The following is an 18,153-nucleotide window of genomic DNA, read 5'->3' as shown; positions in this document are numbered from 1 at the left end:
GAGCGGGTTACTCCAGGTTACGGGCCGAATTGCTCAACGCCCTTGAGCACTGCAACAACGCCGGCGCCAACTGCTTCTCTGCATCCGCCCGGCTCCAGCGACTGGTCGGCGCCACCACATGCACCGCCGCCACCGGCCGGCCGTTCGCCCCCAGCACCGGCGCGCCGATGGTCATGTCCCCCAGGAACAGTTCCTGGCCATTCACCGCATAGCCCTGCTCGCGCACCTGCTGCAACGACTCCATGATCCTGTCGACCTCAGTCAACGTCTGGCTGGTGTGCGCCACCCGCTGGCTGTGCTCGATCAATGCCAGCGCCTCATCCTGCGGCAACGCACTCAGATACGCGCGCCCCGACGCCGTGCAATACATCGGCACCCGCGAGCCAATCGGCATGTGTACCGGCACGAAGCCCGAGCTGACAAACCGCGCGATATACGTCATGTCGTAACCCGCAGGCTCGGTCAGGCACGAGGTTTCTCCCGTCAGGCGGGTCAATTCCGAGAGGAACGGGTTGGCCACTTCAATCAGCGAATGCGCATCCAGATAACTGAAGCCCAACTCCAGCACCCGTGGTGTGAGTTGGTAATGACGGGTGCGCGAGTGTTTCCGAAGGTAACCCAGGCTCTCGAGGGTAAACACCATGCGCTGGGCCGAGCTTTTGGTCATGCCGGCGGCCTCGGCCACCTCTGCAAGGCTCATGCTGCGGCGCTGGGCGCTGAATGCCTTGAGCACCGACAGGCCTTTTTCCAGGGATTGGTTGTGCAAGCTGTTGCGTTCTTCGGACATGGCGAACTCGCGGTCAGGTCGATCAAGCGTGGCGATATTTCTACACGAAATCGCGAAATTCGACCACTAAAAATCGCATACCGATACGAACGGTTCATTTTATCTATTTTCTATAGCTTAAAACGATTTTATTTAATCGAAATGGCACAGAGCTTGCGGTTTGCTCGGTAACCGCTCGCGGTACTGACGATCCGTTTTCCTTCTGGAGTAACCCGATGAACAGTCTTTCGCCCTTGTTTCGCCGCCTCGCCTTCGGTCTTTGCGCCACCTTTTGCGTGGCCACCGTGCACGCCGCCGGTGCAGCCTCGTACAAAGTCGGTGCAACGGCCAGCGGTTCGCCGTTCACCTTCCTCGACATCAAGAGCAACAGCATCCAGGGCGTGATGGTCGACGTCGCCAACGCAGTGGGCAAGGCCGGTGGTTTCACCAGCGAAATCGAGCAGACCAACTTTGCCGCGCTGATCCCGTCCCTCACCTCGGGCAAGCTCGACTTCATCGCCGCCGGCATGCTCAAGACCCCGGAGCGTGCCCAGGTGGTGGACTTCAGCGCGCCGGTGTACGCCTACGGTGAAGGGCTGATCGTGAGTGCCGACGACAACGCGACCTATACCGACCTCAGTTCCTTGAAGGACCAGGTAGTGGGCGTACAAGCCGGCACGATCTTCTACGACATGCTCAACAAGCTGGGGATCTTCAAGGAAATCCGCACCTACGACTCCATCGGCGAAATGGTCCGCGACCTGAGCCTGGGCCGCATCAAGGCCGCCGTGGGTGACCAGCCGGTGGTGGCGTACCAGATCCGCCAGAAGCTGTTCAAGGGCGTGAAGCTCGCCGCCGACTACAAGCCGGTGAACGTCGGCGAGGTGTGCCTGGTGGTGCGCAAAGGCGACAGCGAAACCCTCGAACGCCTGAACCAGGCCATCGCCAGCATCAAGGCCGACGGCACCCTGGACGCGATCCTGAAGAAGTGGGGGCTTGATGCCCAGGTGCAGCCATGAACCCGGCTGAATTCCTGCAAAACGCCCAGGACTTCCTGCCGATCCTGCTGCAAGGCGCCTGGGTGACGATCCAGATCACCGTGCTGTCGTTCCTGCTCAGCAGCGCGATCGGCCTGGTGCTGGCGCTGCTCAAACTGTCGCCGATCAAGGCGCTGTCGTGGGCAGCGAGCACCGTGATCAATGTGATTCGCGGCCTGCCGATCATCGTGCAGCTGTTCTACATCTACTTCGTGCTGCCGGACATGGGCGTGCACCTCAGTGCATTCCAGGCGGGTGTGATCGGCATGGGCATCGCCTACTCGGCGTATCAGGCGGAGAACTTCCGTACCGGCATCATCGCCGTCGAACAGGGCCAGCGTGAAGCCGCCGAAGCCCTGGGCATGCGCTCGGTGCTGATGATGCGCCGGGTGATCCTACCCCAGGCGTTTCGCATCGCCTTGCCGCCCTACGGCAACACCCTGGTGATGATGCTCAAGGACTCATCGCTGGTGTCGACCATCACCGTGGCCGAGATGACGCGCCAGGGCCAACTGATCGCCTCGTCCACCTTCCAGAACATGACCGTCTACACCCTGGTCGCCCTGCTCTACCTGCTGATGAGCCTGCCGCTGGTGTATGGCCTGCGCCGCATGGAACAGCACCTGGGCCGGAGGAAAAAAGCATGATCGAGATTCGCCAACTGCAAAAACACTACGGCACCCATCGCGTGCTGCACGGCGTCGACCTGGACGTGGCCAAGGGCGAAGTGGTGTGCCTGATCGGCCCGTCCGGCTCGGGCAAATCCACCCTGCTGCGCTGCATCAACGCCCTGGAAGCCTACGACGGCGGCACCATCAACGTGTTCGGCGAAACCGTGCAACGTGGCAGCAAGACCGTACACGCCCTGCGCAGCCGCATGGGCATGGTGTTCCAGCGCTTCAACCTGTTCCCCCATCGCACCGTGCTGGAAAACGTGATGGAAGGCCCGGTGTACGTCAAGGGCGAACCGCTGCAACAGGCCCGGGAAGAAGCCTTGGCGCTGCTGGATAAAGTCGGCCTGTCGGCCAAGGCCGATGCCTACCCGGAACAACTCTCCGGCGGCCAGCAACAGCGGGTGGCCATCGCCCGCGCACTGGCGATGAAACCCGACGCCATGCTGTTCGACGAACCCACTTCGGCCCTCGACCCGGAACTGGTGGGCGATGTGCTGGAGGTGATGCGCACCCTCGCGGACGAAGGCATGACCATGATCGTGGTGACCCACGAAATGGGCTTTGCCCGGGAAGTGGCCGACCGCGTGTGCTTCCTGCACGGCGGCTACATCGTGGAGAGCGGGCCGGCCGAGCAGGTGCTGGGCAACCCGCAACAACCGCGCACCCAGGACTTCCTGCGCCGCGTGCTGCACCCGACGGCCAACACCCGGAGCCTGCCATGAAGTCACTCTGGGCCGCGACGGCGCCCGCTGCACCGCAAACACCCGCGTTGGCTGAGTCATTGAAGGTGGACGTGGCCATCGTCGGCGCCGGGTATACCGGCTTGTCCACGGCGCTGCACCTGGCGGAGCGCGGCGTCAGCGTGTGCGTGCTGGAGGCCAACGAACCTGGCTGGGGCGCGTCGGGGCGCAATGGCGGGCAGGTCAACCCGACACTCAAATACGACCCGGATCAACTGGTGCAGATGTACGGTGCCGAGCGCGCCGAGCCACTGATCAACACCGTGTCCAACTCTGCCGACCTGGTGTTCAACCTTATCGAGCGCCATGGCATTGACTGTGCGCCCACACGCAAGGGCTGGATGCAGGTTTCCTATTCCGAAAAAGGCGTGGCGGGCCTGCACGCCCGGGCCGAACAGTGGGCACGTCGCGGGGTGCCGGTGCAGCGCCTGGATGCTGGCGCGGTGTCCGCCCGCATGGGCAGCCAGGCGTTTGCCGGTGGGTGGCTGGACGGTCGCGCGGGCGCCATCCAACCCTTGGCCTATGCTCGGGGCCTGGTGCGTGCAGCCCAGGCGGCGGGCGTGCGCATTCATGGGCAGAGCGCAGTGACCGCGATGCAACAGGCGGGCGCGGGCTGGAAGTTGCAGACCGCGAGCGGCGCGCAGGTGTCGGCCGGCCAGGTGGTACTGGCCACCAACGGCTACAGCGGCGACTTGTGGCCCGGCATGGCCCAGAGTGTGCTGGCGGCCAACAGTTTTATCGTCGCCACCCGGCCCTTGACCGGGCCTGGGGCCGAGAGCATTTTGCCGGGGCAGGAAACCGTCTCAACCGCCCAACGGCTGCTGCTGTACTTTCGCAAGGACGCCCACGGTCGCCTGCTGATGGGCGGGCGCGGGTTGTTCGAAGATCCCACCGGGCCCGCAGATTTTGCGCACCTGGAGCGCTCGCTGGCACTGTTGTTTCCCCAGCTGGGCAAGCTGGACTTCGAGTACCGCTGGGCGGGCCGGATCGCGATCACCCGGGACTTTATGCCCCACGTCCACGAGCCTGCACCGGGGCTGACCCTGGCACTGGGCTGCAACGGGCGCGGGATTGCCTTGTGCACCAGCCTCGGCCAGCAACTGGCCGGGCGCTTGTGTGACAGCCGCTCCGACTTCGCTTACCCGGTAACGCCTTTGCAGCGGTTGCCACTGCATGGCTTGCAACGCTTCTACATCGGCGCGGGTGTGGCGTGGTACAGCCTGCTGGATCGCCTCTCCCTGTAAACAATTCGAAGACGCCGCGTTTCGTCAGGAGACCGGCGCCCTCATCTGGGCAACATGGACCGTCTCTGACTGAGGGAGACGTGCTCGGATTTTTCCGACAACCGTTTCAGGTTGTCGGTCGGACTCGGGCTGACTAACCTCCCGCAGTCGCTGCCAATTCAGCGACCGGATTTGACCGTCCGACCAATCGACGACTGCAACGCCCACACCTATTCCAGGCGTTTTTTTAATGCCTGAGGTATCGTGTCGCGGCGGCTGTACGCGGGATACCTTCGGGTATGCCGGGTTCGTTGATAACCGGTCGGTCAACCCGCGTACAGCTGCCACCCTCCTCGTTTGACCGCGAACGGTGGTGGCTCCACTTATCGACGGAGCTACACCATGATTAAAGACAGCCCAAATCCCCCAAATCATGCCGACCGGCTTCAAGAAGCCGCTTACCGCGCCATCCACCACTATCTGAAACCTGACGCCCAACCCCAAACACTGGAACCCGCCGAGCTACCGTTCGATGGATTATTTACCGTGCGTACGGACCTGGACACGGAAACCTTGCTGGCCAATGCCTCGCAGGACCTGGCGTCGATCAACGTCATCGCAGCTCACCTGGCCTTCGAAGTCGACGGAACTCAACGTAACGTGGCGCTGGGCATCTGCCGGATGCTGGAAGGTGCCCAGATGCTGGTCGACAAAGCGCTGGATAGATGCGCGGAAAATAGCCCGCGCTGAGCTCGTTCCCACGCTCCGCGTGGGAATGCAGACTGTGACGCTCCGCGTCACAAAGGCAGACGCAGAGCGTCCAGGGCTGCGCTCCCACGCAGAGCGTGGGAGCGATCAATAGCCGGAGCACCGACTTGGCGGGGCCTGGACGACACGATTGGGCAACATGGACCGTCTCTGACTGAGGGAGACATGCTCGGATTTTTCCGACAACTGTTTCAGGTTGTCGGTCGGACCCGGGCTGACTAACCTCCCGCAGTCGCTGCCAATTCAGCGACCGGATTTGACCGTCCGCAACCATAGAATAACTGCGCCAAAACCGATCTTGGGCGTTTTTTTTACGCCTGATGTATTGTGTCGCGGCAGCTGTACGCGGGATACCTTCGGGTATGCCGGTTTTGTTCTTTGGGCCGGTCGGTCAACCCGCGTATAGCTGCCACCCTAATCGTTTGACCGCGAATCGTGGCAGCTCCATTCACAAAGGAGCTTCACCATGATTAAAGACAGCCCAAATCCCCCACCGCACACCGACCGGCTTCAAGAAGCCGCTTACCGCGCCATTCACCACTATCTGAAACCTGACGCCCAATCCCAACCGCCTGAACCCAGCGAGCTACCGTTCGATGGATTATTTACCGTGCGTACGGACCTGGACACGGAAACCTTGCTGGCCAATGCCTCGCAAGACCTGGCGTCGATCAATGTCATCGCCGCTCACCTGGCCTTCGAAGTCGATGGTACCCAGCGCAACGTGGCGCTGGGCATTTGCCGGATGCTGGAAGGTGTGCAGATGCTGGTCGACAAAGCGCTGGATCGATGCGCGCAAACCAGCCCGCGCTGAGCTCGTTCCCACGCTCCGCGTGGGAATGCAGACCGTGACGCTCCGCGTCACAAAGGCAGACGCAGAGCGTCCAGGGCAGCGCTCCCACGCAGAGCGTGGGAGCGATCAAGTCTCTTCAAAAAACCGACCATCCGATACGCTCGCTCAACAACTCCAACGCCTTCATCCCCGCCAGCGAATTGCCTGCCGCATTCAACTCCGGCGACCACACGCACACCGTAAACTGCCCCGGCACCACCGCGAGAATCCCGCCGCCTACCCCGCTCTTGCCCGGCAACCCGACGCGATACGCAAAATTCCCCGCCTCGTCATACAGCCCGCTGGTGGCCATGATCGAGTTCACTTGCTTGGTCTGGCGCGCCGTCAGAATCTGCTCGCCGCTGTGGGTGCACACCCCCTCATTCGCCAGGAAGCAAAATGCCTTGGCCAGGTCCAGGCAGCTCATCTGCAACGCGCAGTAGTTGAAGTAGCTGTGCAGCACTGCATCCACGTCATTGTGGAAGTTGCCGAAGGACTTCATCAGGTACGCCATGGCCGCATTGCGCGCACCGTGCTGGGCTTCGGATTCGGCCACCACGCTGTTGACCAGGATCTGCGGGTTGCCCGACAGCCGCCGCACAAAATCACGCATGGACAAAATAGGCACGGCAAAGCGCGATTGGTTGATGTCGCAGATCACCAGCGCACCGGCGTTGATAAACGGGTTGCGTGGCCGCCCACGCTCGAACTCCAGCTGCACCATGGAGTTGAACGGCTGCCCCGAAGGTTCGTGGCCCAGGCGTTCCCAGATGCTTTCGCCGCCATGGTCGATGGCCTGCACCAGGCTGAATACCTTGGAGATGCTCTGTACGGAGAACAACGTGTGAGCATCGCCCGCGCAGTAGGACGAGCCGTCATTGCCATACACGGCAATGCCCAGTTGCTGGGCCGGCACGTCGGCGAGCGCGGGGATGTAGTCGGCGACCTTGCCGAGGCCGATCAGTGGACGGACTTCGTCGAGGATCGACTCCAACAGGGCCTGCATGTTGTGTTCTGGCATGGTTTGGAAAATAGTGATTGGCGGGCGCGGAGGATACCTGAAACCCAGGGGGTAGAAACGCGCAGGCGCGCACAACGAGGCCTTCGTTTATTCAGACTTTAACTGTTGGTCGATCCATGAAGAGTCGGGCATTCGGTCGCAGCGTTTCTTATGGTCTCTACTGGCAGTGGCGTCAACGTGTCCACACCACATATTCGTGTGCACGATGCGCCGTAATGCCTCGGCATTGCTCAAACGACAGCGGATGGTTACTCGCGATCAGCGTCACCTTTGGCCGGTTGGCCGGGTCAGTCAGGTTCAGCATGGCGGGGAGCCCACATGTTGCAGGCAGACCCGGGATGTCATTGGCAATCGTCACCGAAAACGGTGGTTCGCTTGATTGCTGCGGGTCATCCCAGAGTTCGTAAACCCGCTCAAAATCCAACTGCTCGATCCTGACCCAAATACCGATGTGAAAAACCTCCTCGCGACCCAGCACCGGCAATGGCAGCAACGCACGAATGAAAAATTGCTTACCGCCGATGATGGCCAGGTCATTGTTCTCCTGGACCCCACTCTCTCTGTCGTCTTGCGATAGCGCCATAACGGCATCAGGACGTCGAAACGCCAGCTCCATCTCGTCAATCCGGTGTTCTTCTTCGCACTGGTTGCACAGCAATTAGCGTCTCCTTCAAACATTCTGGCCGCACAGTCGACTCGCTGCGCCGGGCCATTCTAGCGCGATACCAACGCTGCGCAACGCCGCTTTGCGGGCGCCATGCATCAATCAGCCGGCTCTGCTGCCACCCGCTCCCGCCCGTTGAACGCCAGCGAAAAACAAAAAAAGATCACCAGCGCAAACCCCGCCGGAAACAACCAGATGCTGCGCCAGTCATGGCTGCCACCCGCCGCCACATAGTGGTCGGTCACCTGCCCTGCCACCCAGAACCCAATCAACATGCCCACACCGTACGTAGCCAGGGTAATCAGCCCCTGCGCCGAACTCCTGAAGCGCTCCGGGGCCTTGGCGTCGGTGTAGATCTGCCCCGAGACAAAGAAGAAGTCATAGCAGATGCCATGCAGCGCAATCCCGGTAAACAGCATGAAGGCCAGCTCGCCATTATTGCCGTAGGCGAACAGCGCATAGCGCAGCGCCCACGCCAGCATGCCCACCAACAGCGCGACCTTGATGCCAAAACGCTGGATGAACAGCGGCAATAGCAGCATGAACAGCACCTCGGACACTTGCCCAATGGCCATTTTTGCCGTGGGGTTGGTCACGCCGATTTCCGCGAGAAACGGGTTGGCGTTCTGGTAGTAGAACGCCAGGGGAATGCAGATCAGGATCGAGGCGATGAAGAACACCAGGTAGCTGCGATCCTTGAGCAACCCCAGCGCATCCAGCCCGAGCAGTTGCTTGATATCACCCTTGCCCGCCTCGGCTTTCAAGGGCGCGGTACGCGGCAAGGTGAAGCTGTAGAAACCCAGCACCACTGACGCGATGGCAGACATCAGGAAGGTGTTGCGCAACGCGCCCGTGGTGATCGACTGCTGCGAATCCCAGGCGAACACAAAGCTGATCACCAGCCCCGCAACAATCCAGCCCAGGGTGCCCCACACACGGATGCGCGAAAACTCCTGGGCCGGGTCGCTCATTTGCCGGAAGGCCACCGAGTTCACCAGTGCCAGGGTCGGCATGTAGATGACCATGTATGCCAGCACGTAGGGATAAAAGCCGACGAAGTCCGGCGCGCGGTACAGCTGGTACAGCAGCACCGCGCCGATCAGGTGCAGCACCGCCAGGATGCGCTCGGCGTTGAAGTAGCGGTCGGCGATCAGGCCGATGATAAACGGGGCGATGATCGCCCCCCACGACTGGGTGGAAAACGCCATGCCGATCTGCCCGCCGCTGGCCCCCAGGTTGCTGGCGAGGAAGGTGCCGAGGGTGACGAACCAGCCGCCCCAGATGAAGAATTGCAGGAACATCATGACGCTCAGTCGCGCTTTCATTGTGGTCACCGTTTTATTGTTATTTTGGGGCAGAAGCGCTGTTCAGGCGTCGGGCAGGCCCAGCAGCCGTCGGTTGGATTGCTCGTCGGATGTCACGCCGGCGAAGTCATCGAATGCCTTGCTGGTCTTGCGGATCATGTGCTGGCGGATGAACTCCGCCCCTTCTGCCGCGCCTTGTTGCGCGTCCTTCAGGCAGCACTCCCACTCCAGCACGGCCCAACCGTGGAAGTCGTACTGGGTGAGCTTGCTGAAGATCGATTTGAAGTCGATCTGGCCATCGCCCAATGAGCGAAAACGGCCAGGGCGGTCGACCCATCCTTGGTAGCCGCCATACACGCCGGAGCGCGCGTCGGGGCGAAACTCGGCGTCCTTGACGTGGAACATGCGGATGCGCGCGTGGTAGCGGTCGATGAAGCCCAGGTAATCCATTTGCTGCAGCAGCAGGTGGCTGGGGTCGTAGAGAATGTTGGCCCGGGGATGGTGGTCGACGGCTTCGAGGAAGCGCTCGAAAGAGGCGCCGTCGTGAAGGTCTTCGCCGGGGTGGATTTCGTAGCACAGGTCGACGCCGGCCGCCTCGAAGCAATCGAGAATCGGCAGCCAGCGCTTGGCCAACTCGGCAAAGCCTTGCTCCACCAGGCCGCTGGGGCGTTGTGGCCAGGGGTAGATGTACGGCCAGAGCAGCGCGCCGGAGAAGGTCGCGTGGGCCGTCAAGCCAAGGCGCTGGCTGGCGCGGGCGGCGAGTTTCAATTGGTCGATGGCCCACTCGGTCCGTGCCTGGGGCTGGCCGCGCAGATGGGCCGGGGCGAAGTCGTCGAACAGCGTGTCGAATGCCGGGTGCACGGCCACAAGTTGGCCCTGCAGGTGGGTCGATAGCTCGCTGATTTCGACGCCCGCATGGGCGCAGGTCGCCTTGAGTTCATCGCAGTAGGCCTGGCTTTCTGCAGCGCGGGCCAGGTCAATGTAGCGGGTGCCGAGTGTGGGCAACTGGATCGCCTTGTAGCCCTGGGACGCCGCCCATTGGGCGATGTTGGCCAGGGTGTCGAAAGGCGCTTCGTCCGAGATGAACTGGGCGAGAAAAATGCCTGGGCCGCGCATGTCTGTAGTCTCCTTCATGGGTGGTTCGCCAGGGTGGTCCACTTCGCCTCGCCGCGATGGTTGGCGATCACGGCTTCGATAAAGGCCATGCCGCGCACGCCGACTTCGATGCCGGGTACACCTTCGGCCTCGGTGCCCTGGCGAATGGCCTTGGCGAAATCGCGGTAGAGGTTGGCCATGGCTTCCAGGTAACCCTCGGGATGCCCGGCGGGCAGGCGCATGCGCTGCAATGCCGCGTCGCACAGCCAGGGCTGGCCGACGCCGGAACGCAGGATGCGCAGCGGTTGGTCGAGGGAACGATGGATCAGACTGGCGGGTTCTTCCTGGCGCCATTCCAGGCCGCGCTTGTCGCCATAGAGGCGGATCTTCAGCGGGTTCTCTTCACCGGCACACACTTGGCTGGCGATCAGCACGCCGCTGGCGCCGGAGGCCATCTTGAACAGCATGGCGGCATCGTCATCCAGTTGCCGACCGGGTACATGGATGCCCAGGCTCGCGCAAAGCTGTTTGATCGGTTGGTCGGCGATGAACTCGGCCAGGGAAAAGGCGTGGGTGCCGATGTCGCCGATGCAGCCGCCCAGTCCCGACAGCTCGGGCCGGCTGCGCCAGTCCGCCTGTTTGTTGCCCTGCCCTGCCACGTCCTGGCTGAGCCAGCCTTGTGGGTACTCGACGATCACTTTGCGCAACGCGCCGATCACGCCATTGCGCACCATGTCGCGGGCCTGCCACACCATCGGGTAACCCAGGTAGGTGTGTGCCAGCCCATAAAGCCCGGAACTGTTCTTGACAACGTCTGCCAGCGCCTGCACTTCAGCAAGATTGAGCGCGGCCGGCTTCTCGCTGAACACGTGGAAGCCCGCCTGCAGCGCCTGGGTCGCAATCGGTGCATGCAGATGATTGGGGGTGACGATCACCAGCAGCTGCATGCGCTGCTCGGCCGGGAGTGCCTGTTCGGCGGCGAGCATCTGCTGCCATTCGCTGTAACAGCGGGACGCGGGCAGGCCCAGCGCATTGCCGGTGCTCCGGTTGTTCTCGGGCTCACGGCTGAAGGCACCGCACACCAGTTCATAACACCCATCCAGCCCCGCCGCCTGGCGGTGAGCCTGGCCGATGAAGGCGCCTTCGCCGCCGCCAACAAAGCCCATTCTTATTTTTTGCACAGCAACCGTCATCGCAAGTCTTCTCTTTATGGGCAATTACCGATCATGATGTAACCGGTTACATCGTGCCGGAAATTTAGGCCTGGTTGCTCGCGGTGTCAAACCCCAACTGCGGTAAACTTGCAGGCTGCTGTTCTGATAACGAGGTGGTCTTGTCCAATATTCGTGAAGTCGCCCGGCTGGCCGGGGTCTCGGTGGCTACCGTGTCCAGGACCCTGGCCAGCCCTGAACGCGTGTTGCCCGAGACCCGCGACAAGGTCAACGCCGCCGTGGAACAGACCGGCTACCGGCCGAACCGCATGGCGGTGCAATTCCGTTCGCGGCGCACCGGCAACCTGGTGATCCTGGTGCCGGCGATTGCCAACACGTTTTTCGCTCGGGTCATCAGCGGTGCACAGCAAGCGGCGCAGGCATCGGGTTATCGGTTGCTGTTGTGCGACACCCGGGGCCAGGCAGAAATCGAAAAACAGTTCGCCGAACTGGTCCACGCCCATCAGGCCGACGGTGTGATTCAGTTGCGGGCCTCAGACCCATTCAGCGACTGCAGCGACTCACCGCCACTGGTGAACGCCTGCGAGGTGATCCAGGACGGTCGCCACCCCACCATCAGCCTCGACAACCGTGGCGCCGCCCGGGCCATGACCCAGCACTTGATCGACCTCGGCCACCGCCGCATCGGCTTGATCAAAGGCCCGAAAAGCAGCCCACTGACCCGTGACCGCGTGGCCGGTTATGAAGATGCCTTGCTCGCGGCGGGCATCCCCCGCGACCCGGCGCTTATCTGCCACGGCGACTTCACCCTGCACGCCGGTTTCGAGGGCGCAGGCAACATGCTCGCCCTGCCCAAGCGGCCCACTGCGCTGTTCTGCGAGAACGACGAAATGGCCATCGGCGCCTTGAAGCGCATCAAGCAACAGGGCCTGCGCGTGCCCCAGGATATTTCCCTGGTGGGCTTTGATGACATCCCCTTCGCCGCCTACTGCGACCCGCCGCTGACCACCATTGCCCAGCCTGCCGAAATCTTCGGCCGCAAGGCGGTCGAGATGCTCATCGCACTGATCGAGAAAACGCCGCTGTCGGAGCGTCAGGTTGTAGTGCCGTTCGAACTCACAGTACGCGGCAGCACGGCAGCGCCCCACACTCAATAGTGCGCCACATCCGACACCTGGGTATCCAGCACGTCCCGCGCCAATGCCCAGGCCTGATCCGTGGATTCCACCACCAGCAACGGGTAGCCCCACGCCTTGCCGAACATCACGGCAAACGGCTTGAGCGCCAGGCGCTTGGCTGCGCTGGGCTCCACCTGGATCATGCCTTTGACGAAAGTACGCAGGGCCACCTTGTGCTTCTTCATCCAGATCGAGGCCTGTTTGCGTTCTTCGTGTGAATGCTCGTGAGTGCTTTCATCCACGGCTTTCTCGTGCAGCAGGACGAAGGGTTCCTCGCGCTGCAACAAGGCTTCGAATGCGCCAAAGGTATCTTGCGGGGGAGTGTCGCTGGGGGCGTCAAACACGATTTTCACCACGGGGAATGTTGAACTGTCGAGTTGCATGGGAAGCTCCTTTAACGAGAATGTTTCTCATGATAGCCATGCCATCACTGGACGCCATTGCACAGAATGGCCAGAATGTTTCGCATTCCAGCCAAGACGCCGCGCCGCCATGTACAACCACCGCCTCGAAACCCGTGACCCCTTGCGCCCGGCCCTCGCCGATGCAATTCCCCGTGCGGTGGTTGCAGTGAGCGCTTCAAGCACCTCTGCGAGTTGGGAGCACGCACCGCACCAGCACCGCAAGGGCCAGTTGATGTACACATTGCGCGGGGTGATTCATTGCGTCATCGAAGAAGGTATCTGGATCGTGCCCCCCCAGTGCGCGTTGTGGATTCCGGGCGGCCTTTCCCATGCCGCGCGCGGGTCGGGGGCAGCGGATGTCTACTGTCTGTTGGTCGACCCCGACGCCGCCGGCGCCCTGCCCCGGCAATGCTGCACCCTGGCGGTATCGCCGTTGTTACACGAATTGATCAGCAAGGCCGTCAGCTTCCCACCGCTGTACGACACCGAGGGCGCCCAGGGCCGGTTGGTGGCCACGCTGCTGGACGAACTGGCACTGGCACCGGTGGAGGCCCTGCACCTGCCCATGCCCCGGGACACTCGGCTGCGGCGCCTGGCCGACAGTTTGCTGGCCAACCCCAGCGACAAGGCCACCCTGGGCGAATGGGCCGTACGCATCGGCATGAGCGAACGCAGCATGACGCGCTTGTTGCTGGAGGAGATCGGCCTGAGTTTCGGCCGCTGGCGCAGGCAACTGCATGTGATCCTGTCACTGCAGCGCCTGGCGAAAGGCGAAAGTGTGCAGACGGTGGCGCTGGACCTCGGCTATGAAAACGCCAGCGGCTTTATCACCATGTTCCGCAAGGCCATCGGCCAACCGCCGGCGCGCTACCTGGCCGACCGCGCGAGCATCCCCCAGCACACGACGCCCGCTATCGCCTTGCTGGATTATTATAAATAGTCACGTATAAGCATTTTTAGAGCTAAGGGACTAGAAGGCTTAAATCATTCCAGCCAAAAAAAATCAACCCGCCTAAAATACTTATCGCACACTAAAAAATTTGCACTAGCATATGAGTACTCCGGTCCACAAACCCGCTCTCAACACCCGCCTGAAATCCGCCTTACCCCCCGCAAATAAAGTGCCGAATGTTAAAATTTGTCACGTTTTGGCGTATTCAATTCGATTAACATCTAAACGCCTGCAGCGATTGAATTGACGGCCTCGCATGCCGGAAAAGGGAGCAACGTGATGCATTTTTCCAACGTCCTCGCTATTGCACGGACCCCATCGAAATCCGAGGACTTCAGCGAGCTTATAGTTCGTACTGTACCGAAAAATCTAAAAGTCGATACACGCTCCTACGGCCAACTAATCGGTCCCTATGCAAGCCATGGACATTACCGTGCCATCATCATAGAGATCGACACCCCCTCTGCCAGCACCCAAACGCTGGACATCATTAAAAAAACCAGATCGGAAAATCCTGGCAGCACCATTTTCCTGGTTGTCACCTTCGCCACTACACTAAGCAAAACCAAATATTATCTCGCAGGCGCCGATTACTGCATAAAGGTCGTCGAGAGCTCGCCCGAGAAAAAACTTGCCCTGTTTGCCGCGTTCCTCAGCGAGACATACTGGCTAAGTAATACTGATTTGCTACTCGATCAGGACCGCATGTGCATCTACGGGGGTGGCAAAAAGCTCGAAGTGTCCTTTGTCGAAATGAAAGTACTGGAAGCGCTCATTCATAATCGATTGCTCAGCCATGATGAAATCGCCGTGGTAATGGGGCTGAATCCCCGATTTTATGATTCAAGGGCCCTCGAAAAATCGATTAGCCGGTTACGTGGCAAAATAAAATCACATTACGGAAGCAATATAATTCAGAGCATTCGCGGTTATGGCTACAAACTAAGCAGAGGGCTGGCTTCGGTTAATCATATCCACCCCGTCAGGGAGCGGTCGAACCGTGAATAGCGGAACCTTATTACGTGAGGCGTCAGCCTGCTTCACCTTTTCGCGGCAAGCGATACTTGAACGAAGTTGCACGCTGTGGGGCAGTGAGATCCGCGTCCACGCCGAGCCTGCGCTCGACAGCCCGCGTGATGACGCCTGCCCGTTTTATTCCGAACAACTTAAAGACGCCTACAGCGAAGCCCTGCAACATGCCAGGCCGAGTTCATTTGCCCGCACAAGTAAACGTTTGCGCGCGGACAAAAGCCCGGGCCTCCACAAGTTTTTCCGAGTTGAGCAATCGCTGTTGATGAATGAGGACCTGCTCAAGGAAATTATCGATACTTCACACACGCTGGAAAAAAACAGACAACAACTCATTGTCAGCGTTGAAAACACACTGGACACCCTTCCGGGCCCGCTGGAACGCCGGAGCATGATCCGTCAACTGTATAGCCTGAAAGACCGGAGCAACCTGAAGCTTGCCTATAACAATTACACATTAAATACAAAAGACACCGACCTGCTGATCGACTTGAGTCTTTATGACTATATAAAAATGCCTTTTCCAGACTCGGCCCTCAGGCTCAGTCTGAACACCCGCTCGGGCCTGTTCGACCGGCTTTACGACCAGATGCTGGGGCTGATGAGCACCACCCGGGTCTCCTTCATCGCCGACAACGTCGAGCACGCCGACAGCGCACTTCTCGCCAGACGCTTGCCTTTTGACTATTTTCAGGGCCCCTACTTCTCCCCTGCTGATAGTTTATGAACCCCCGTACTTTCCTGGAATCGGTGAATGCCATGAGTTCTCTCAAGAAACACACATTTACATCGACGTACCCGTCAATCGCACTGCACGATTTCACGCCAAATGTGGCATTTTTACATTACGACGTCGACAGCGGGCCGCTGATCGAAACCGTGGAAAAAACATCGGACGCTTCGACCAGTTCCTACGCCGTTACCAAAGAGCAGAATTTCAATCTGTGGCTCAGTAACTATGTCGCCGCCAAAAGACTTTACGAAGCCAGTAATCGGCTGACCCGACAACTTTACGACGCATCAAAAAAACCTAACATCACGGTTCTAAAATCAGACGTCACACACACGGACCTGAATAACACCACCGCGGAAACAGTTAACTCATCCTCTGCATTACGCGGCCCCGATGTCTGGCTACTTACCCAGCAAGATCGTGCGCTGGTGAAAGGTGGGCTACGCATTTCCTTGACCACTATTGAGTCGGCATTGATCAAGAAAATGTTGAACCATGAAGAACGTGTGGTCAGCAAGGAAGAACTTATCCGCAACATCGGACGTGAGCCCGACCTCTATCGCGGGCTTGAAATGTGCCTTAGCCGATTGCAGGACAAGTTCAAACGCGTGAATGATGGCGAACGCCTGTTCCGCGCGGTGCGTAACCGTGGCTACTGCCTGACACAAAAAATAAAAAGCCCGCTGAGCAGTCGCGCGAACGTCACAGAACAATAATTATTTCATAAAAATTACAATTCACCCTGCCTATTAGAACGCCTTTCTATCTGCCATTTTATAACAACATGACCGCGTTATAAGTCGTCAGCCATTGCTCCCTGCCATTTATTACTATCAATACGCACGCCTACGCGTGCGCCTGCCATTTGATAGTCATTAAAACCACGCCTCGCTTTAACCTGCCAGCACGTGAGTGGATACCACAGGGAGCAGAAGTATGCTTAACAACAGAAGAATGCATCGTAACCTTACACCCAAAGGCCTGACCTTTTGGGGACAGTGGGCAATTGCCCTGAGTGTGGTCGTTGTACTTTTGTTTTCACTGGTACTTTTCAAGACCGGGCAATTGGAATCCCACTACCGGATATTGGCAGCCATTACAATACTGGCCTCTATACCGGCCTACATGTTATGTGACGTCTATAGCAAAAAAGATGACTTTTTTGTTGGGCTGGGACGATTATTCACCGGCTGGTTATTGACCCTGGGCATATTGTTCGCGGTCGGCATAGCCTGTAATGCCAGTTCGCTGTTTCCCTTCGAGATCCTGCTACTGTGGGCCGCTGTCAGCTATCCAATACTAGCCCTTTGCTACATTCCCATTCACAGTCTATCCAGGTACTACCACCGGCAACTACATGAGCGCCAGAAATCGCTGATTATTGGTACGGGAAAACTTGCAACCGACTTGGCCAATACTCTCGCCAGGCAAAAACGCTCCCCTCTGGTCGGTCTCGTAGGTCCCCGCACCACCTCCCCCCAGGCCGGCACCCAGCCTCAGATCCTCGGTGACTTGCCCGATCTTCCCGCGCTGATCCGCCAGCACGGTATCCGCCGCCTGTACATCACTCATTCTCTCCAGGAAGCGACCCACATCGAGGCGCTGTACCTCAACCTGCTGGAGATCAGCGTGGACGTGATCTGGGTGCCCGACCTCAACAACATGCTGCTGCTCAACCACAGCGTGGCCGAGGTGGATGGATTGCCCGCGATCTTCCTCAATGAAAGCCCGCTGACCAGCCGGCCGACCGCAGCACTGAGCAAGTCGCTGCTGGACAAGAGCCTGGCCCTGTTGGCGATCATCCTGCTCAGCCCGTTGCTGCTGCTGTTCGCCCTGCTGATCAAACTTACCTCTCCCGGCCCGGTAATTTTCAAGCAGGATCGTCACGGCTGGAACGGCGAGGTGATCAAGGTCTGGAAGTTCCGCTCGATGCGCGTGCATGACGACCACGAAGTGCGCCAGGCGAGCCGCAACGACTCACGCATTACCCCCGTAGGGCGCTTTATCCGCCGCACCTCCATCGACGAGCTGCCCCAGCTGTTCAACGTGCTGCAAGGGCATATGGCACTGGTCGGCCCACGCCCGCATGCCGTCGCCCACAATGACTACTACTCGGGCAAGATTCGCGCGTACATGGCGCGGCATCGCATCAAGCCCGGCATCACCGGCCTGGCGCAGGTCAATGGCTGCCGGGGTGAAACCGAGACCCTGGAGAAGATGCAGCAACGCGTCGATATCGACCTGCGCTATATCAACAACTGGTCGCTGTGGCTGGACATCAAGATCCTGTTCAAGACGCCGTTTACCCTGCTGTCCAAAGACATCTACTGACCCCGCCCTTCCCCGTGCCGCTGCATCGGCGGCGCGGGGCACCAGGCGCGCTTTGCGCCCTCCCCGCCACCACTCCCCGCAAGGCGCAACGATAGCGCCCACAGCGACGCCCGGGCCCGGGCCATTCGCATAGTCATCAAAGAGGAAAGTCAGGCAAGTGTTGCGCGCCGGCATTGCACCTGGCGCTGTAGCGTTCGGCGTGGCGACTGCCCGGCGCATTCAACGCCGGG

Annotated in this window: 19 protein-coding genes; 12 read left to right on the top strand and 7 right to left on the bottom strand. The window is 60.0% G+C overall.

What is annotated here, in order from left to right:
• Nucleotides 1-7: 7 nt before the first annotated feature.
• Complete coding sequence (locus HYE77_RS05435; protein WP_008435411.1) at nt 8-787, bottom strand: IclR family transcriptional regulator; 780 nt, start codon at nt 785-787, stop codon at nt 8-10.
• A gap of 215 nt (nt 788-1,002) precedes the next feature.
• Between HYE77_RS05435 and HYE77_RS05430 the strand changes: the two genes are divergently transcribed.
• The 6 genes from HYE77_RS05430 (at nt 1,003) to HYE77_RS05405 (ending at nt 6,022) form a co-directional block, all read left to right on the top strand.
• Nucleotides 1,003-1,785 carry an ABC transporter substrate-binding protein gene (locus HYE77_RS05430; protein ID WP_102605802.1) on the top strand — a complete coding sequence of 261 codons (783 nt, stop codon included), beginning with the start codon at nt 1,003-1,005 and terminating at the stop codon, nt 1,783-1,785.
• Complete coding sequence (gene ehuD, locus HYE77_RS05425; RefSeq protein WP_008435412.1) at nt 1,782-2,450, top strand: ectoine/hydroxyectoine ABC transporter permease subunit EhuD; 669 nt, start codon at nt 1,782-1,784, stop codon at nt 2,448-2,450. The genes HYE77_RS05430 and ehuD overlap by 4 nt, the downstream gene beginning before the upstream one ends.
• The gene (locus HYE77_RS05420) at nt 2,447-3,199 is read left to right on the top strand and encodes an amino acid ABC transporter ATP-binding protein (RefSeq protein WP_087694235.1); all 753 of its coding nucleotides are present in this window, start codon (nt 2,447-2,449) and stop codon (nt 3,197-3,199) included. Before ehuD ends, HYE77_RS05420 begins: the two co-directional genes overlap by 4 nt.
• Complete coding sequence (locus tag HYE77_RS05415; protein WP_177068521.1) at nt 3,196-4,461, top strand: FAD-binding oxidoreductase; 1,266 nt, start codon at nt 3,196-3,198, stop codon at nt 4,459-4,461. The genes HYE77_RS05420 and HYE77_RS05415 overlap by 4 nt, the downstream gene beginning before the upstream one ends.
• 381 nt (nt 4,462-4,842) lie before the next feature.
• Complete coding sequence (locus HYE77_RS05410; protein WP_177068520.1) at nt 4,843-5,190, top strand: DUF6124 family protein; 348 nt, start codon at nt 4,843-4,845, stop codon at nt 5,188-5,190.
• Nucleotides 5,191-5,674: 484 nt separating this feature from the next.
• Entirely contained in the window at nt 5,675-6,022 is a 348-nt protein-coding gene (locus HYE77_RS05405; protein WP_177068519.1) for a DUF6124 family protein, read from the top strand.
• Nucleotides 6,023-6,137: 115 nt separating this feature from the next.
• On the opposite strand, the gene glsB is transcribed toward HYE77_RS05405, so the two are convergent.
• From glsB to HYE77_RS05380, 5 genes are all read right to left on the bottom strand, one after another.
• A complete protein-coding gene (gene glsB / locus HYE77_RS05400) occupies nt 6,138-7,046 on the bottom strand; it encodes a glutaminase B (protein WP_003211397.1) in 909 nt (302 codons plus the stop codon).
• 187 nt (nt 7,047-7,233) lie between these two features.
• Nucleotides 7,234-7,719: a DUF2199 domain-containing protein gene (locus HYE77_RS05395; RefSeq protein ID WP_003211394.1), complete on the bottom strand. Its 486-nt coding sequence runs from the start codon at nt 7,717-7,719 to the stop codon at nt 7,234-7,236.
• 104 nt (nt 7,720-7,823) lie between these two features.
• Nucleotides 7,824-9,050, bottom strand: coding sequence for a nucleoside permease (locus tag HYE77_RS05390; protein ID WP_177068518.1), 1,227 nt, complete (start codon nt 9,048-9,050; stop codon nt 7,824-7,826).
• A gap of 42 nt (nt 9,051-9,092) precedes the next feature.
• On the bottom strand, nt 9,093-10,145 hold the full coding sequence (locus HYE77_RS05385) for a sugar phosphate isomerase/epimerase (RefSeq protein ID WP_087694231.1): 1,053 nt from the start codon (nt 10,143-10,145) through the stop codon (nt 9,093-9,095).
• A gap of 14 nt (nt 10,146-10,159) precedes the next feature.
• Nucleotides 10,160-11,290 carry a Gfo/Idh/MocA family protein gene (locus tag HYE77_RS05380; RefSeq protein ID WP_177068556.1) on the bottom strand — a complete coding sequence of 377 codons (1,131 nt, stop codon included), beginning with the start codon at nt 11,288-11,290 and terminating at the stop codon, nt 10,160-10,162.
• A gap of 167 nt (nt 11,291-11,457) precedes the next feature.
• Here HYE77_RS05380 and HYE77_RS05375 point away from each other — a divergent pair, with 167 nt between their 5' ends.
• Entirely contained in the window at nt 11,458-12,453 is a 996-nt protein-coding gene (locus tag HYE77_RS05375) for a LacI family DNA-binding transcriptional regulator (protein ID WP_008435422.1), read from the top strand.
• On the opposite strand, the gene HYE77_RS05370 is transcribed toward HYE77_RS05375, so the two are convergent.
• Nucleotides 12,447-12,857 carry a hypothetical protein gene (locus HYE77_RS05370; RefSeq protein WP_003211385.1) on the bottom strand — a complete coding sequence of 137 codons (411 nt, stop codon included), beginning with the start codon at nt 12,855-12,857 and terminating at the stop codon, nt 12,447-12,449. The genes HYE77_RS05375 and HYE77_RS05370 overlap by 7 nt on opposite strands.
• 109 nt (nt 12,858-12,966) lie before the next feature.
• On the opposite strand from HYE77_RS05370, the gene HYE77_RS05365 reads away from it, so the two are divergent.
• From HYE77_RS05365 to HYE77_RS05345, 5 genes are all read left to right on the top strand, one after another.
• Nucleotides 12,967-13,818: a helix-turn-helix domain-containing protein gene (locus tag HYE77_RS05365; protein ID WP_008435424.1), complete on the top strand. Its 852-nt coding sequence runs from the start codon at nt 12,967-12,969 to the stop codon at nt 13,816-13,818.
• 291 nt (nt 13,819-14,109) lie between these two features.
• Nucleotides 14,110-14,838, top strand: a complete 729-nt coding sequence (locus tag HYE77_RS05360; RefSeq protein ID WP_003211381.1) for a winged helix-turn-helix domain-containing protein — start codon at nt 14,110-14,112, stop codon at nt 14,836-14,838.
• Nucleotides 14,831-15,586 carry an EAL domain-containing protein gene (locus HYE77_RS32460; protein WP_087694228.1) on the top strand — a complete coding sequence of 252 codons (756 nt, stop codon included), beginning with the start codon at nt 14,831-14,833 and terminating at the stop codon, nt 15,584-15,586. The genes HYE77_RS05360 and HYE77_RS32460 overlap by 8 nt, the downstream gene beginning before the upstream one ends.
• A 32-nt stretch (nt 15,587-15,618) precedes the next feature.
• The gene (locus HYE77_RS05350; protein WP_177068517.1) at nt 15,619-16,308 is read left to right on the top strand and encodes a winged helix-turn-helix domain-containing protein; all 690 of its coding nucleotides are present in this window, start codon (nt 15,619-15,621) and stop codon (nt 16,306-16,308) included.
• 220 nt (nt 16,309-16,528) lie between these two features.
• Entirely contained in the window at nt 16,529-17,923 is a 1,395-nt protein-coding gene (locus HYE77_RS05345) for an undecaprenyl-phosphate glucose phosphotransferase (protein ID WP_087694227.1), read from the top strand.
• Nucleotides 17,924-18,153 lie beyond the last annotated feature (230 nt).

The sequence above is a fragment of the Pseudomonas sp. IPO3774 genome, from assembly GCF_013386835.1.
In the GTDB taxonomy this organism is placed as follows: domain Bacteria; phylum Pseudomonadota; class Gammaproteobacteria; order Pseudomonadales; family Pseudomonadaceae; genus Aquipseudomonas.
This window is presented reverse-complemented; position numbering and strand designations above follow the sequence as displayed.

Excerpts from the sequence above, each read along its gene's own strand:
- HYE77_RS05435 (WP_008435411.1), bottom strand. The coding sequence starts at position 787 with ATGTCCGAAGAACGCAACAGCTTGCACAACCAATCCCTGGAAAAAGGC.
- HYE77_RS05430 (WP_102605802.1), top strand. The coding sequence starts at position 1,003 with ATGAACAGTCTTTCGCCCTTGTTTCGCCGCCTCGCCTTCGGTCTTTGC.
- ehuD (WP_008435412.1), top strand. The coding sequence starts at position 1,782 with ATGAACCCGGCTGAATTCCTGCAAAACGCCCAGGACTTCCTGCCGATC.
- HYE77_RS05420 (WP_087694235.1), top strand. The coding sequence starts at position 2,447 with ATGATCGAGATTCGCCAACTGCAAAAACACTACGGCACCCATCGCGTG.
- HYE77_RS05415 (WP_177068521.1), top strand. The coding sequence starts at position 3,196 with ATGAAGTCACTCTGGGCCGCGACGGCGCCCGCTGCACCGCAAACACCC.
- HYE77_RS05410 (WP_177068520.1), top strand. The coding sequence starts at position 4,843 with ATGATTAAAGACAGCCCAAATCCCCCAAATCATGCCGACCGGCTTCAA.
- HYE77_RS05405 (WP_177068519.1), top strand. The coding sequence starts at position 5,675 with ATGATTAAAGACAGCCCAAATCCCCCACCGCACACCGACCGGCTTCAA.
- glsB (WP_003211397.1), bottom strand. The coding sequence starts at position 7,046 with ATGCAGGCCCTGTTGGAGTCGATCCTCGACGAAGTCCGTCCACTGATC.
- HYE77_RS05390 (WP_177068518.1), bottom strand. The coding sequence starts at position 9,050 with ATGAAAGCGCGACTGAGCGTCATGATGTTCCTGCAATTCTTCATCTGG.
- HYE77_RS05385 (WP_087694231.1), bottom strand. The coding sequence starts at position 10,145 with ATGCGCGGCCCAGGCATTTTTCTCGCCCAGTTCATCTCGGACGAAGCG.
- HYE77_RS05380 (WP_177068556.1), bottom strand. The coding sequence starts at position 11,290 with ATGGGCTTTGTTGGCGGCGGCGAAGGCGCCTTCATCGGCCAGGCTCAC.
- HYE77_RS05370 (WP_003211385.1), bottom strand. The coding sequence starts at position 12,857 with ATGCAACTCGACAGTTCAACATTCCCCGTGGTGAAAATCGTGTTTGAC.
- HYE77_RS05365 (WP_008435424.1), top strand. The coding sequence starts at position 12,967 with ATGTACAACCACCGCCTCGAAACCCGTGACCCCTTGCGCCCGGCCCTC.
- HYE77_RS05360 (WP_003211381.1), top strand. The coding sequence starts at position 14,110 with ATGCATTTTTCCAACGTCCTCGCTATTGCACGGACCCCATCGAAATCC.
- HYE77_RS05350 (WP_177068517.1), top strand. The coding sequence starts at position 15,619 with ATGAGTTCTCTCAAGAAACACACATTTACATCGACGTACCCGTCAATC.
- HYE77_RS05345 (WP_087694227.1), top strand. The coding sequence starts at position 16,529 with ATGCTTAACAACAGAAGAATGCATCGTAACCTTACACCCAAAGGCCTG.